We start from the raw sequence: 13647 nt of genomic DNA, 5'->3' as shown, positions 1-13647 counted from the left end.
TGCATTATGAAAACTTACATGAATTTTATAAAAGATTGTTGGAATCAATTCATGAAAAATGGTTATATAGACAGTAATGTAAGGAAGGAAATAGCCGATTCATGGATGAGATGTAGAGAATATAATGTAAATCCTATGAATGGTAGAGGGGTTGTTAAAGACGATCAATTTACTGTAAAAAAGATACAAGAAAATATAGAACTTATTTCTATTGCTAAACCTATAATGAAAGGATTATATGAAATAGTTAAAGGCTCTGAATTTGCTATTATATTGACAGATAAAGATGGATATGTTCTAGAAACCATAGGAGATAATTCTATGCTAAAAAGAATGAAGGAACTAAATTTTGTAAAAGGTGCTCTTTGGAATGAAGAAGTAGTAGGAACCAATGCTATAGGAACAGCTATTTATTTAGATAAACCTATACAAACAATTGGAGCTGAACACTATTGTATAGAACAACATTCCTGGACTTGTTCAGGGGCACCAATTCATAATGAAGAAGGAGAGGTTATAGGATGTATAAATATGTCTGGGAATTATTATAATGCTCATCCTCATACTTTAGGAATTGTTACATCGGCAGCCCAATCAATACAAAAACAACTAGCAGTTGCTGTTTCAAGTAACTTGATGAATATTACGTTTAATTCTATTTCGGAAGGAATTATAGTATTAAACAAAAATATGAAAATAAAAAAAGTAAATGGAAGAGCAGCACAGATTTTAAATTCTAATATAGATAAATTAATTAATACTGATATAAAGGATATAGTAAAAGATATTGATTTTGAAGCAATAATTAGTGGCAAATATAAATCTTTTAATAGTATTGAACGTAATTTTTGCGTAAAAAGAGATGAGATACAAATTGATGATAAAATTTATAAAGAAAATATAAAAAATATAAATAAAAAAGTTATTCCATGTATTCTAGATATAATTCCTATGAAAGTTCATGAAAAAGTAATAGGAATAGTTATAACCTTTACTGAAACTGGGCAAATACATAAGCTAGTTAATAAGGTTATTGGATATAAAGCTAAATATACTTTTGATGATATAATAACCCAAAATCAAAGTATGAAAAAAATGATAGAACGGGCAAAAAAAATAGCATTGAATGATTGTAATATATTAATAGAAGGTGAGAGTGGAACTGGAAAAGAGCTAATAGCTCAATCAATACATAACTATAGTAAAAGAAAAACAGGACCTTTTGTAGCGATAAATTGTGCGTCTATACCTAGAGAACTTGTGGAAAGTGAATTTTTTGGATATGAAAAGGGAGCATTTACAGGGGCATCTAAAGAAGGATATACTGGAAAGTTTGAACTTGCTAATGGCGGAACTATATTTTTAGATGAAATAGGAGAACTTCCTTTAGATGTACAATCTAAGCTTTTAAGAGTTTTGGATAATAATAAAATAACTAGAGTAGGCGGTAATTATGAAAAACAACTTAATGTAAGAGTTATAGGAGCAACTAATAGAAAATTAAAAGAAGAAATAAAGCAAAAAAATTTTAGAGCGGATGTTTACTATAGGTTAAGTGTAATGAATATAAAGACTATACCATTAAATGATAGGAAAGATGATATAGAGATTTTAGTGAATTATTTTATTAATATTTTAGATATGAAAAATAATAGGAAGAGTGAAAAAGTTAGTAAAAGCTATATAAAAAAGTTATTAAGTCATAGTTGGGGTGGAAATGTAAGAGAACTTAGAAATGTTATTGAAAGAGACTATTATTTAAATGATATAGATGAATTATTAGAAAGTGTAAAGGATGAAAAAGAAAATTCAGATAAACAAATTGAAAAGATAGGCATCAATTCTATGGATATGGTTGAATCTGAGGCTATAAAAAATGCGTTAAAAGAGTGTAATGGAAATAAAGTAAAAGCATGTAGGCTATTAAATATAGGCAGATCCACATTATATAGAAAGATAAAAAAATATAATATTAATGAGTATTAGTAAAAATGTACCTATATGATACAAATATAAAAAATGTATCATATAGGTACATTTTTGTGTGTCTATTTTATTTGAGTTTTTATTAAAAATAAGCATATAGGCTAGATGTACAAGTTGGTATTATAATTGCTTATAAAAATGAATAAGTTCACATGAATAAGAGTGAATTATATAAGGATAGGGGGAAACATATAATGAAAGCGGCATTATGGTATGGAAAAAATGATGTTAGAGTAGAAGAAGTTCAAGAACCAAAAGTAGAAAATGGAACAGTTAAGATTAAGGTTAAATGGTGTGGAATTTGTGGATCTGATTTACATGAATATTTAAATGGACCTATATTTATACCTGTTGAACAACCACATCCTTTAAGTGGAAATGTTGCACCTATAATATTAGGTCATGAATTTTCAGGAGAGATAGTAGAAGTTGGAGAAGGTGTTAAGAAATTTAATATTGGGGATAGAGTTATTGTTGAACCAATAGTAGCTTGTGGAAAATGTCCTGCATGTAAAGAAGGAAAGTATAATCTTTGTACATCATTAGGATTTCATGGTCTTTGTGGAAGTGGTGGTGGATTTGCTGAATACACTGTATTTCCAGAAGAATTTGTTCATAAAATCCCAGATAATATGACTTATGAACAAGCAGCGTTGGCAGAACCAATGACTGTTGCATTACATTCTATAAGAGTGGCAAACTTTAAAACAGGGGATACTGCATTGGTTTTAGGGGCTGGACCTATAGGATTAGCAACAATAGAATGTTTAAAAGCTGCAGGAGCTAAATCGGTTATAGTTTTCCAAAGAAAATCTATAAGACAAGAGTATGCTAAAAGGGCTGGGGCAGATATTGTACTTGATCCAAATGAAGTTAATGTTTCGGAAGAAGTTAAGAAAATTACAGGAGGACTTGGTGTTGATACTGCTTTTGAAACAACAGGAGCTCAAGTTGGTTTTGATGTAGGAATAGAAAGTTTAAAATTTGAAGGTACTATGGTAATAACGAGTATATGGGAAAAAGAAATTAAGTTTAATCCAAATACATTGGTATTTAGTGAAAAGAAAATAGTAGGAACTTTAGCATATAGACACGAATTCCCTTCAATAATTGCTCAGATGAATGATGGTAGAATAAAGGCAGAAGGATACATTACAAAAAAAATATCTTTAGACAATATAGTTGCAGAAGGATTTAATACTTTAACAGGATTAGAAAAGAAAAAACAAGTTAAGATATTAGTAACACCTGATGAAATGCTTTTAGATAAATAAAATAATATCTAAATTTATTTAATTGTATATAAGTTTTAGACTGTCGATAAGATATATAATTCAGCAGTCTAAAATTTTATTTAATTAAGATTTATTATATGCATAGGTACCTGTACCCACGTGTGTCTATATTAATAATTTAAAGAAAATAAAAGTAATTTGAAGTATATTTTATATAAATTAAGCACATAATGATTATGTGTATTATTAATCAATAAAATTATGATAAGATAGTCCATGTCGTCACGAGAGACGACAAGAAATCAGAAAAACAACTAAAAAACAAAATAGTTTTTAAATGAAAATTTAAGAATAAAAAGTTAAAAAAGTTGTTGACAAAGAGATTTCAAATTGATATAATAAATGAGTTGTCAAGAGATGGCGAAAGAAAATGGTCTTTGAAAATTAAACAGAATATAGGTAATAAACCAGTCAATAAATTTGAGTAAGATTAAACTTTTAAATTGAGAGTTTGATCCTGGCTCAGGACGAACGCTGGCGGCGTGCCTAACACATGCAAGTCGAGCGATGAAGCTTCCTTCGGGAAGTGGATTAGCGGCGGACGGGTGAGTAACACGTGGGTAACCTGCCTCAAAGAGTGGGATAGCCTCCCGAAAGGGAGATTAATACCGCATAACATTATTTTACGGCATCGTAGAATAATCAAAGGAGCAATCCGCTTTGAGATGGACCCGCGGCGCATTAGCTAGTTGGTGAGGTAACGGCTCACCAAGGCAACGATGCGTAGCCGACCTGAGAGGGTGATCGGCCACATTGGAACTGAGACACGGTCCAGACTCCTACGGGAGGCAGCAGTGGGGAATATTGCGCAATGGGGGAAACCCTGACGCAGCAACGCCGCGTGAGTGATGAAGGTTTTCGGATCGTAAAACTCTGTCATTAGGGACGATAATGACGGTACCTAATGAGGAAGCCACGGCTAACTACGTGCCAGCAGCCGCGGTAATACGTAGGTGGCAAGCGTTGTCCGGATTTACTGGGCGTAAAGAGTATGTAGGTGGGCATTTAAGTCAGATGTGAAATTCCCGGGCTTAACCTGGGAGCTGCATTTGATACTGGGTGTCTAGAGTGCAGGAGAGGAAAGTGGAATTCCTAGTGTAGCGGTGAAATGCGTAGAGATTAGGAAGAACACCAGTGGCGAAGGCGACTTTCTGGACTGTAACTGACACTGAGATACGAAAGCGTGGGTAGCAAACAGGATTAGATACCCTGGTAGTCCACGCCGTAAACGATGAATACTAGGTGTCGGGGGGTACCACCCTCGGTGCCGCAGCAAACGCATTAAGTATTCCGCCTGGGGAGTACGGTCGCAAGATTAAAACTCAAAGGAATTGACGGGGACCCGCACAAGCAGCGGAGCATGTGGTTTAATTCGAAGCAACGCGAAGAACCTTACCTAGACTTGACATCTCCTGAATTACTCGTAACTGAGGAAGTCCCTTCGGGGACAGGAAGACAGGTGGTGCATGGTTGTCGTCAGCTCGTGTCGTGAGATGTTGGGTTAAGTCCCGCAACGAGCGCAACCCTTATTGTTAGTTGCCACTATTAAGTTAAGCACTCTAACGAGACTGCCGCGGTTAACGTGGAGGAAGGTGGGGATGACGTCAAATCATCATGCCCCTTATGTCTAGGGCTACACACGTGCTACAATGGCTGGTACAACGAGCAGCAATCCCGCGAGGGGGAGCAAAACTTGAAAGCCAGTCCCAGTTCGGATTGTAGGCTGAAACTCGCCTACATGAAGTTGGAGTTGCTAGTAATCGCGAATCAGCATGTCGCGGTGAATACGTTCCCGGGTCTTGTACACACCGCCCGTCACACCATGAGAGCCGGTAACACCCGAAGCCCGTGAGGTAACCGTAAGGAGCCAGCGGTCGAAGGTGGGATTGGTGATTGGGGTGAAGTCGTAACAAGGTAGCCGTAGGAGAACCTGCGGCTGGATCACCTCCTTTCTAGGGAGAATGGAAGCAAAGCTTCCAGACTGGAAACCTGATTCTGTTTAATTTTGAAAGACTAAGTCTTTCAAAAAATTGTTCTTTGAAAATTGCACAGTGATAAAGAAACGAATTAATAAGATTAGAAATAATCTAAACCTAGACACTAATGAAAATTAGTAGATGATGATAGATCAAGCTACAAAGGGCGCACGGTGAATGCCCTGGCACTAGGAGCCGATGAAGGACGTGATAAGCTGCGATAAGCTACATGTAGGCGCACATAGCCTGTGATATGTAGATTTCCGAATGGGGAAACCCATCTAGCTTTGCTAGATACTGTATACTGAATACATAGGTATATGGAGGTACACCTGGGGAACTGAAACATCTAAGTACCCAGAGGAAGAGAAAGAAAATTCGATTCCCTAAGTAGCGGCGAGCGAAAGGGGAAGAGCCCAAACCAGGAACTTGTTCCTGGGGTTGCGGATAGATCACAACGCTTTGATTTCTTTAGTTGAAGAGAGCTGGAAGGCTCCGCCATAGAAGGTAATAGCCCTGTAAGCGAAAAGGAAAGAAAAGTAGATCTACTCCAGAGTACCACGAGACACGTGAAACCTTGTGGGAAGCTGGGAGGACCATCTCCCAAGGCTAAATACTACCTAGTGACCGATAGTGAAGCAGTACCGTGAGGGAAAGGTGAAAAGAACCCCGGGAGGGGAGTGAAATAGAATCTGAAACCGTGTGCCTACAATCGGTCGGAGCACATTAAAGTGTGACGGCGTACTTTTTGTAGAACGGGCCAGCGAGTTACGATGTGCAGCAAGGTTAAGCACTTATGGTGTGGAGCCGAAGGGAAACCGAGTCTGAACAGGGCAACTAGTTGCATATTGTAGACCCGAAACCGGGTGACCTATCCATGGCCAGGATGAAGCGGAAGTAAAATTCCGTGGAGGTCCGAACCACGTTGGCGTTGAAAAGCCATGGGATGAGCTGTGGATAGCGGAGAAATTCCAATCGAACTCGGAGATAGCTGGTTCTCCTCGAAATAGCTTTAGGGCTAGCGTCGGGTAATTAAGTAGTGGAGGTAGAGCACTGAATGGGCTAGGGGCTGACAACAGTTACTGAACCCTATCAAACTCCGAATGCCATATACTTGTACCCCGGCAGTCAGACTACGAATGATAAGATCCGTGGTCAAAAGGGAAACAGCCCAGACCATCAGCTAAGGTCCCAAAGTGTAAGTTAAGTGGGAAAGGATGTGGGATTTCTAAGACAACTAGGATGTTGGCTTAGAAGCAGCCACTCATTTAAAGAGTGCGTAATAGCTCACTAGTCGAGAGATCCTGCGCCGAAGATGTAACGGGGCTCAAACTTACCACCGAAGCTATGGATGTATACTTTGTATACGTGGTAGAGGAGCTTTCTGTACAGGTTGAAGCCATACCGTAAGGAGTGGTGGACAGTACAGAAGTGAGAATGCTGGCATAAGTAGCGAAAAACAAGTGAGAATCTTGTTGACCGAATATCTAAGGTTTCCTGGGGAAGGCTCGTCCTCCCAGGGTTAGTCGGGACCTAAGCCAAGGCCGAAAGGCGTAGGTGATGGACAACTGGTTGATATTCCAGTACCACCATAATGCGTTTGACAAATGGGATGACGCAGGAGGATAGGATGTGCGCACTATTGGATGTGCGTCTAAGCACTTAGGGTGTTAAGTAGGCAAATCCGCTTAACATTAAGCCTGAGGTGTGATGGGGAGTCATTTTTGACGAAGTATCTGATTCCACGCTGCCAAGAAAAGTCTCTATGGAGCAAAATGGTGCCCGTACCGCAAACCGACACAGGTAGATGAGGAGAGAATCCTAAGGTCGTCGGAAGAATTACTGCTAAGGAACTCGGCAAATTGACCCCGTAACTTAGGGAGAAGGGGTGCCTACGAGAGTAGGCCGCAGTGAATAGGCTCAAGCAACTGTTTATCAAAAACACAGGTCTCTGCTAAAGCGTAAGCTAATGTATAGGGGCTGACGCCTGCCCGGTGCTGGAAGGTTAAGGGGAATAGTTAGCGTAAGCGAAGCTATGAACTTAAGCCCCAGTAAACGGCGGCCGTAACTATAACGGTCCTAAGGTAGCGAAATTCCTTGTCGGGTAAGTTCCGACCCGCACGAATGGCGTAATGATTTGAGCACTGTCTCGGCAGTAAATCCGGTGAAATTGTAGTGCAAGTGAAGATGCTTGCTACCCGCGGTTGGACGGAAAGACCCCGTAGAGCTTTACTGTAGCTTAGCATTGAATTTCGGTATTGTCTGTACAGGATAGGTGGGAGACTTAGAAGCCAGGGCGTCAGCTTTGGTGGAGTCATCCTTGGGATACCACCCTGATAGTACTGGAATTCTAACTGGAGGCCATGAATCTGGTCACAGGACATTGCTAGGTGGGCAGTTTGACTGGGGCGGTCGCCTCCTAAAAGGTAACGGAGGCGCCCAAAGGTTCCCTCAGCGCGGTCGGAAATCGCGCGTAGAGTGCAAAGGCAGAAGGGAGCCTGACTGCGACACATACAGGTGGAGCAGGGACGAAAGTCGGGCTTAGTGATCCGGTGGTTCTGTATGGAAGGGCCATCGCTCAACGGATAAAAGCTACCTCGGGGATAACAGGCTGATCTCCCCCAAGAGTCCACATCGACGGGGAGGTTTGGCACCTCGATGTCGGCTCGTCGCATCCTGGGGCTGTAGTCGGTCCCAAGGGTTGGGCTGTTCGCCCATTAAAGCGGCACGCGAGCTGGGTTCAGAACGTCGTGAGACAGTTCGGTCCCTATCCGCCGTGGGCGTAGGAAATTTGAGAGGAGCTGTCCTTAGTACGAGAGGACCGGGATGGACCAACCTCTGGTGCACCAGTTGTTCCGCCAGGAGCATAGCTGGGTAGCTATGTTGGGAAGGGATAAACGCTGAAAGCATCTAAGCGTGAAGCCCACCTCAAGATTAGATTTCCCATAGCGTAAGCTAGTAAGACCCCTGAAAGACTATCAGGTTGATAGGTTGGAGGTGTAAGTACAGTAATGTATTCAGCTGACCAATACTAATAGGTCGAGGGCTTGATCAAATAAATTATTATCACTGTGCAATTTTGAAAGAACAATCTGGTGATTATGGCTTGAAGGTAACACCCGTTCCCATACCGAACACGATGGTTAAGCTTCAAAGCGCCGATGGTACTGCACTGGAGACGGTGTGGAAGAGTAGGTCGTCGCCAGGTAACTTAAAGCACTAAGCTAATTTGCTTAGTGCTTTTTTATCGTATTATTTATTATTATGAGATTGTTATAAAATCTTGAATTTATTAATTTTATAAATTGGTGGGGGAAATAAGATGAAGAATGTTTTAACTAACTCTATGAATTTAGCAAAAGAAATAGCTATTAAAAAACTTCAAGAGGGAGATATAGCAGTAGATGCTACAATGGGCAATGGAAATGATACAGTATTTTTAGCAAGACTAGTTGGAGAAAAGGGTAAAATTTATAGTTTTGATGTTCAAAGCACAGCTATAGAAAATACTAAAAAGAGAATTAGTGATAATAAAATTAATACAGAAATAGAATTAATACATGATGGTCATGAGAACATAGATAAATACATAAAAGAAAAAGTAAAATTAGTTATGTTTAACTTGGGATATCTTCCAAGTGCAGAACATAATATTACTACTAAGGCAGAAACAACAATAGTTGCTATAAAAAAATCATTAGATATGCTAGAGAAAAATGGTGTTATATTATTAGTAATTTATCATGGACATGAAAATGGTAAATTAGAAAAGGTGGCTATAGAGGAGTTTACATCTAATTTAAATCAAAAAGAATATAATGTTATGAAATTAGGTTTCATTAATCAAATAAATAATCCACCTATATTAATAGCAATAGAAAAAAGGTAAATTCATATATTGAGTTTATTGCTAAAATGTGATAACTTAAAAGTAGACAGTTCGTAAGCCTCCTGTCTATAAACAAAACTAAGGTAAACACGATAATATTTTTTGCGTTCTCTAATTTAATATTAGGGGCTTGTTTTGTCGTTTAACTACCTAGTTTTTAGGTAGTTTTTTTTATTATATAAAAATTAGCACTTGTATTGTAGTTATTAATAATAATATAAAATTAGTTTTGAAGATATGTAAGTATGCATTTTATAACAGAAAATCATGCATAAGATAGAGGCTTAAATTTTAAAATTTTATTAAGGAGTGAGATTATGGTGAAAAATATTACGGTTAGTAAAATAACAAAAGTAGCAATTGTTGCAGCAGTATATGCTGTATTAACAGCTGTAATAGCGCCTATAAGTTATGGGCCTATTCAGTTTAGAATTTCAGAGATTATGACTTTACTTGCATTTATAGATCCATTATATATACCAGGATTAGTTTTAGGATGTGCTATATCAAATCTATTTAGTCCACTAGGAATTGTAGATGTTGTAGTTGGAACTACAGCTACATTTATAAGTGTTTATATGATAAGTAAAAGTAAAAATTTATTTATAGCATCGTTATGGCCAACGATAAATTGTATTTTTATAGGAGCTGAATTATATTATCTTCAACATCTTCCATTTTGGCTTACATCATTAGAAGTGGCAATTGGAGAGTTTGTAGTTGTAACTTTAATAGGATATCCTATATTCAGAGTTTTATTAAAAAAAGGTGATATTATAAAATTGTTAAAGGTAAGTAATTAAAAAATAGCTAGTAACAATAATTTTGTATTATGTTACTAGCTATTTTACATTTCAATAATAATATATTTTATTTATATTAAGTAGTTATGTTTAACTTAATATAAATTATATATAAATATTAGTTTTAGTTAAAAGTATTAATAAGCTTTTCCCCAGTAAACCATGTGTTTAGCTTCTTTTCCACAACATATACATTTGTCTGTGATTTCTTCTTGTTCAAATGGCATACATCTAGAAGAAACCCCTGCAACTTCTTTAAGTTTTTCTTCGCAAGCAGTATCTCCACACCACATAGCTTTGATAAATCCTGGTTTAGTATCTGCAATTTCTTTGAATTCATCTAAAGTTTTAGCCGTGTAAGTATGTTCATCTCTATGAGTTCTTGCGTGTTCAAGCATAGAGTTGTGGATTTCATCTAAAAGTTCAGGGATTTTTGTTTCAAGTTCATCCATTGATACAAAAATCTTTTCACGAGTGTCACGTCTAACAAGGACAACTTGGTTGTTTTCGATGTCTTTTGGACCAACTTCAAGACGTACTGGAACACCTTTCATTTCATATTCATTGAACTTCCATCCTGGCATTTTATCGCTAGAATCAACTTTAACTCTAGCAACTTTAGCGATTCTTTGTCTAAGTTCTTCAGCTTTATCAAGAACTCCTTCTTTATGTTGAGCTATAGGTACTATAACAACTTGTAGTGGAGCTATTCTTGGTGGTAATTTAAGACCGCTATCATCACCGTGTACCATGATTATTGCTCCAATTAAACGAGTAGTTACACCCCAAGATGTTTGGTGAACATATTGAAGTTGACTGTTTTTATCGTTATATTGAATGTTAAATGCTTTTGAGAAGTTATCTCCAAAGTTGTGAGATGTACCAGATTGTAGTGCTTTACCATCATGCATTAAACTTTCAATTGTGTAAGTAGCTTTTGCACCAGCAAATTTTTCTTTCTCAGTTTTTTGTCCTTTTATAACTGGTATTGCTAAAACATTTTCGCAAAAGTTAGCATAAACATTTAGCATATCTATTGTTTCTTTAGCTGATTCTTCAGCAGTTGCGTGTGCTGTGTGACCTTCTTGCCATAGGAATTCAGTTGTTCTTAAGAAAGGACGAGTTGTTTTTTCCCATCTTACAACAGAACACCATTGATTATATTTTTTTGGTAGGTCATTGTGTGATTGAATGATTTTTGCATAGTGATCGCAGAATAAAGTTTCTGATGTTGGTCTTACGCATAATCTTTCAGCTAAAGTATCGTTACCACCTTGAGTTACCCAAGCAACTTCAGGAGCAAATCCTTCAACGTGATCTTTTTCCTTTTGAAGTAAGCTTTCAGGAATGAACATTGGCATATAAACATTTTCATGTCCTGTTTCTTTAAATTTAGTATCTAAGTATTTTTGGATGTTTTCCCATATTGCATATCCATAAGGACGGATAATCATGCATCCTTTAACACTTGCATAATCAACAAGTTCTGCTTTTTTTACGATATCAGTGTACCATTTTGCAAAATCTTCATCCATTGGTGTTATAGCTTCAACGAATTTTTTTTTCTTTGACATATCTATTCCTCCTAAATCATTTTTATCTATTAAATAGTTTATATTAAAATAAAGAGTGGCAAAAAATAAAAATAACTCAAATCCCCATAGGGACCGAGCTTACGGTGGTACCACCCTTATTAATATATTTAAATTAATATATTCTCTCAAATTTATAACGGTAAAATCCGCTGTATCCTACTATAATTTCAGTACAGAACTCAAAGGCTGGTTCAAAAGTATTCTTTTAGAAACATCTCACCAAATAGTTTCTTCTCTTTGAAAAGAATGAAATTTTACTATTCCTTATCTTAGTCATAAAAATATTAAATTATCATTATTATATGATAAGATTTTATTTAATTAATGTCAATAGCGGACAGGTTAATGACAAAGAATTTTTTCAATGGTATTATAGAAAATAAGGTTAATTATAGAAGATTGAAGGGGATGACAGTAGTGAAGGAACTAATAAAACTTAAAAGGGAAAAAATGAAGGAGTATATACAAGTACCACATGACAATGATAGGTTAAAACCTTACATTGAAAAACCACTTATAAGTGCTGATGGAATTTTTACAAGAACACAATTTTCAAGGGATAGGGATAGAATCAAATTTTCAAGAGCATTTAGAAGACTTGAACACAAGGCACAAATATATTCTCATGAAAAAGGGGATCATTTTAGAACAAGACTTACTCATACACTTGCAGTATCTCAGATTTCAAGAAGTCTTGCAAAAAATTTAGGATTAGATGAGGAACTAGTGGATGCTATAACACTAGGACATGATATAGGACATACTCCATTTGGTCATCAAGGAGAAAGGACATTAGATAAGATTATGTCTGGGGAAGATGATTTATCCGGAAAAATAAAATATAGCATTAACTATGGAGGATTTAAGCATAATTTTCACTCATTAAAGGTCCTTGATGAGCTTGAAGTAAAGCATAGATATCATAAAGGATTGAACCTTACATGGCAAGTTATGGAGGGCATATTAAAGCATACAAAGATTAGAAGGCATAAACCAAGTGAATGTACAAACTGTGGTGGATGTTGGGATATAAAAAGATTTATACAGGATGAAAACTTTTTAAAGGACTATATGGACTATAATTTTTCAGTTACATTAGAAGGACAAATAGTTGCAATGGCAGATGAAATAGCTCAAAGGCAACATGATATTGATGATGGACTTATGGATAAGGATTTAGGAATAACTTTAGATGATGTTTGTGATTATTCATTAAGTGAATTTAAAAAAATTGCAATGGAAATGGAAACTGGTGATATTGATACTATGGACAAGTATTCATTATCACATCTTGATAACTTAAAGTATTTAATAGAAGGTATTGAATACATAAACATGGATATAGGAATTGAAAGGGAGAATTTATATAAGGTAGGTACATTATCAACAAGGGTTCTTAATTTCTTTATTCAGGACGTAACTATAAGTTCACTAAAAAATATAGGAAGTATAACTGAAGATGATGTTGAAAGAAAAAATGATAGATTAATTATTAAAAAGAAGGTTATAGATTTTTCTTATGCTGCAAAAAAAGTAAATGATATTATTGAAAGCTACATAAAAAGAAAAATACTTAATTCATACAATGTAAATAGATTTGATGCTAAAGCTGTGTTTATTATAAAACAATTATTTAAGGCTTATTACTCAAATCCAAGACAGATGCCAGAATATATATTAGAAAGATTATTAAATAGAATAAAACCTATTTTAGACAATATATATGATGTTAAATTTGCTGATGGTAAGAAGTTACGAGATATAAATTTTGTTGATAGTAAACCAGATGAAGTAAATAGACTTGTGAATCTTATGAAGCTTAGAATAGATTTTAAAGAACTAGATATTCCAGAGGGATTTAATATGGAAAAAATAAAATCTCTCGGATATATAAATGAAGATAGAACTTTAAATAAGACTAAATTAACAAAACTTGCAAAAGCTAATTATAATGAAAAATTTGATAGTGCAGAATCTATGTTAAAGGCACTGGCAGAAATACAATATGCATATTTGTCAGTTATTTGTGATTATGTAGCAGGTATGACAGATAATTTTGCGTGTACTGAATTTAAAAAATTATATTTAGTTATATAGCAATTT

General features: G+C 36.0%; 6 protein-coding genes, 3 rRNA genes and 1 other annotated feature. Of the genes, 8 read left to right on the top strand and 1 reads right to left on the bottom strand.

Annotated features, from left to right (window positions below; translation table 11 throughout):
* Positions 1-6: 6 nt before the first annotated feature.
* The 7 genes from NT01CX_RS09355 (at position 7) to NT01CX_RS09325 (ending at position 9949) form a co-directional block, all read left to right on the top strand.
* Entirely contained in the window at positions 7-1986 is a 1980-nt protein-coding gene (locus tag NT01CX_RS09355) for a sigma-54-dependent Fis family transcriptional regulator (protein ID WP_011722824.1), read from the top strand.
* 194 nt (positions 1987-2180) lie between these two features.
* A complete protein-coding gene (locus NT01CX_RS09350) occupies positions 2181-3260 on the top strand; it encodes a 2,3-butanediol dehydrogenase (protein ID WP_011722823.1) in 1080 nt (359 codons plus the stop codon).
* Between the two features lie 460 nt (positions 3261-3720).
* Positions 3721-5233 (top strand): 16S ribosomal RNA (locus tag NT01CX_RS09345).
* Positions 5234-5407: 174 nt separating this feature from the next.
* A 23S ribosomal RNA gene (locus NT01CX_RS09340) occupies positions 5408-8312 on the top strand.
* A gap of 36 nt (positions 8313-8348) precedes the next feature.
* A 5S ribosomal RNA gene (rrf, locus tag NT01CX_RS09335) occupies positions 8349-8465 on the top strand.
* Together the 16S, 23S and 5S rRNA genes form the textbook arrangement of a ribosomal RNA operon.
* 114 nt (positions 8466-8579) lie before the next feature.
* The gene (locus NT01CX_RS09330; RefSeq protein ID WP_011722822.1) at positions 8580-9146 is read left to right on the top strand and encodes a tRNA (mnm(5)s(2)U34)-methyltransferase; all 567 of its coding nucleotides are present in this window, start codon (positions 8580-8582) and stop codon (positions 9144-9146) included.
* Positions 9147-9463: 317 nt separating this feature from the next.
* Complete coding sequence (locus NT01CX_RS09325; protein WP_011722821.1) at positions 9464-9949, top strand: QueT transporter family protein; 486 nt, start codon at positions 9464-9466, stop codon at positions 9947-9949.
* A gap of 137 nt (positions 9950-10086) precedes the next feature.
* On the opposite strand, the gene proS is transcribed toward NT01CX_RS09325, so the two are convergent.
* Positions 10087-11523 (bottom strand): proline--tRNA ligase, encoded by a 1437-nt coding sequence (proS, locus tag NT01CX_RS09320; RefSeq protein WP_011722820.1) that lies wholly within the window; start codon positions 11521-11523, stop codon positions 10087-10089.
* An 85-nt stretch (positions 11524-11608) separates the two neighbouring features.
* Positions 11609-11824 (bottom strand) — a binding site (T-box leader).
* Positions 11825-11889: 65 nt separating this feature from the next.
* Here proS and dgt point away from each other — a divergent pair.
* On the top strand, positions 11890-13641 hold the full coding sequence (dgt, locus tag NT01CX_RS09315; RefSeq protein WP_223316945.1) for a dGTP triphosphohydrolase: 1752 nt from the start codon (positions 11890-11892) through the stop codon (positions 13639-13641).
* Positions 13642-13647 lie beyond the last annotated feature (6 nt).

Source organism: Clostridium novyi NT (assembly GCF_000014125.1).
GTDB classification, from domain to species: Bacteria; Bacillota; Clostridia; order Clostridiales; family Clostridiaceae; genus Clostridium_H; species Clostridium_H novyi.
This window is presented reverse-complemented; position numbering and strand designations above follow the sequence as displayed.

Excerpts from the sequence above, each read along its gene's own strand:
- NT01CX_RS09355 (WP_011722824.1), top strand. The coding sequence starts at position 7 with ATGAAAACTTACATGAATTTTATAAAAGATTGTTGGAATCAATTCATG.
- NT01CX_RS09350 (WP_011722823.1), top strand. The coding sequence starts at position 2,181 with ATGAAAGCGGCATTATGGTATGGAAAAAATGATGTTAGAGTAGAAGAA.
- NT01CX_RS09330 (WP_011722822.1), top strand. The coding sequence starts at position 8,580 with ATGAAGAATGTTTTAACTAACTCTATGAATTTAGCAAAAGAAATAGCT.
- NT01CX_RS09325 (WP_011722821.1), top strand. The coding sequence starts at position 9,464 with ATGGTGAAAAATATTACGGTTAGTAAAATAACAAAAGTAGCAATTGTT.
- proS (WP_011722820.1), bottom strand. The coding sequence starts at position 11,523 with ATGTCAAAGAAAAAAAAATTCGTTGAAGCTATAACACCAATGGATGAA.
- dgt (WP_223316945.1), top strand. The coding sequence starts at position 11,890 with ATGACAAAGAATTTTTTCAATGGTATTATAGAAAATAAGGTTAATTAT.